Source organism: Teichococcus deserti (assembly GCF_001982615.1).
Taxonomy (GTDB): Bacteria; Pseudomonadota; Alphaproteobacteria; order Acetobacterales; family Acetobacteraceae; genus Pseudoroseomonas; species Pseudoroseomonas deserti.
This window is the reverse complement of the sequence record NZ_MLCO01000498.1, coordinates 1-1655: the sequence shown is the minus strand read 5'-3', so window position 1 is coordinate 1655 and position 1655 is coordinate 1. Positions and strand designations below refer to the sequence as shown.

General features: G+C 71.8%; 1 protein-coding gene. It reads right to left on the bottom strand.

The features are described 5' to 3' along the window. A partial coding sequence (locus tag BKE38_RS29460) for a cellulose biosynthesis cyclic di-GMP-binding regulatory protein BcsB (protein ID WP_207553730.1) occupies positions 1–1655 on the bottom strand: 1655 nt, incomplete at both ends.

Here is a 1655-nt window from a genome sequence, read left to right as displayed (position 1 = left end):
CATTGCGTCCTGGTCCTCAGCCGAAGGGCAGCGCGGCGGCGCAGCAGCCAGTAGGTCGGGATGGCGATGCAGAGCGCCGCCACCAGGACGAGGCCTAGCAGCAGGTCCGGCCGCTTGCCCAGCCAGAATTGCGGCATGAGATGCACCGGAAGGTGACCCACCGTGTAATTTCGATTCACTTTATAGGAGGTCATGCGGCCGCCGGACAGCAGCGCCAGGTCGCCCTGGATGCGCGGCTGCATCTCCGGGTCGCGCAGGGCGGTGACCATGGCCTCCATGCCCTGCGGGTTGGTGCCCGTCAGCGCGATGACCGAGCGGTTGCCCTTCAGCGGGCTCTCGAAGCCGATCAGCATGCCGGTGGCCTCGCCCGGGGTGGCGAGCACCGCCTCCAGGCGCTGCCGGTCCATCTGCCGGTCGTCGGTCAGGAACAGGTTGCGGAAGCTCTCCAGCGCGGTCGGCAGCGCCACGCTGACGCGGCCGCCATCGACCTGCAGCGGGCTGCCCTGGCCGAGCAGCTGCGCCAGCGCCGGCTGCCGGCCGAGCGCGCCGACCACCAGCAGCTCCCGGTCCGTGACCGTCTCGAGGCCGGCCGGGCGGACCACGGCGATGCGCGCCGCGGGGTAGCCGACATTGGCGGCCAGCTTGCCCAGCAGGGTGAAGGCGCCCGACAGCTCCAGCGTGTTGGCGCGCTCCGGCAGCACCAGGGCGGTCGTCGAGAAATCCGCCATCTTGGTGAAGGGGAAGCCCGAGCCGGCGAAATGCGCCAGGTTGGGCATCTCGGTGAAGCGGTAGCCGCGGGTCAGGTCGATGGTGCTGTCCGGGTCGATCGAGGCGCGGATGTCGCCCGGGATGGAGATGCAGTCGCCGCGGTTGAGCGGGCGCATGTCGAAGCGCATCTGCAGCTCGTTCTGGCCGAAGACCAGATAGGGCGGCAGGCCGACCTGGCCCTCGCCGCGATCCGGCAGGGCGCCAAGGCCGGTGTTGCGCGCCACCCAGCTCCAGGGCCAGCCCGGCTCCACTTCACGAAGCGGAAAGGACTTCAGGTAGATATTGTTCAGCGAGGCGTCGAGCCGCGACACGGCCACGTCCATCACCGGGCCCGGGGGCGCGCGGAAGCGGACATCCACCGGCAGCGACCGCTCGCGCCAGGTATAGAGGTCGGGCGCGGTGCGGAAGGGAATGGCGATGGCGCCCGGGGCGAAGCCGTAGCTCTGCAGCTCCGACGGATCGACCAGCTCGCCGAAGCGGACCGGGCGGTCGGTGCGGACCCAGCGCGGCGCATCGTATTCGTTGCGCACCGGGATCTCGGGCGGCTGCACCTGGGCCAGCTCGCCGGACAGCGCCTGGCGGCCGACCGCCAGGGCCTGCGCGGCCGAGGCCGCCTCGGCGCCGGTGCGGCCGCCCACCACCAGCAGCATCGCGGTCGGGTCGGCCGGGTTCGGCACCACGGCGAGCGTCGGGCCCTCGAAGCGCGGCAGGGTGACGCCGGGGACGCCCTCATTGCCGGCGACCAGCACCATGGCATTGCCGCGCGGCGGCACGCTGGCGCTGACCGGGAAATTGGCGCCGCGGTAATCCGCCTGCACCGCGAACCAGGAGGTGGCGATGGCCGCCGCCCGCACCAGGTCGTTGCCGGCGGCATCCGGCATGACCAC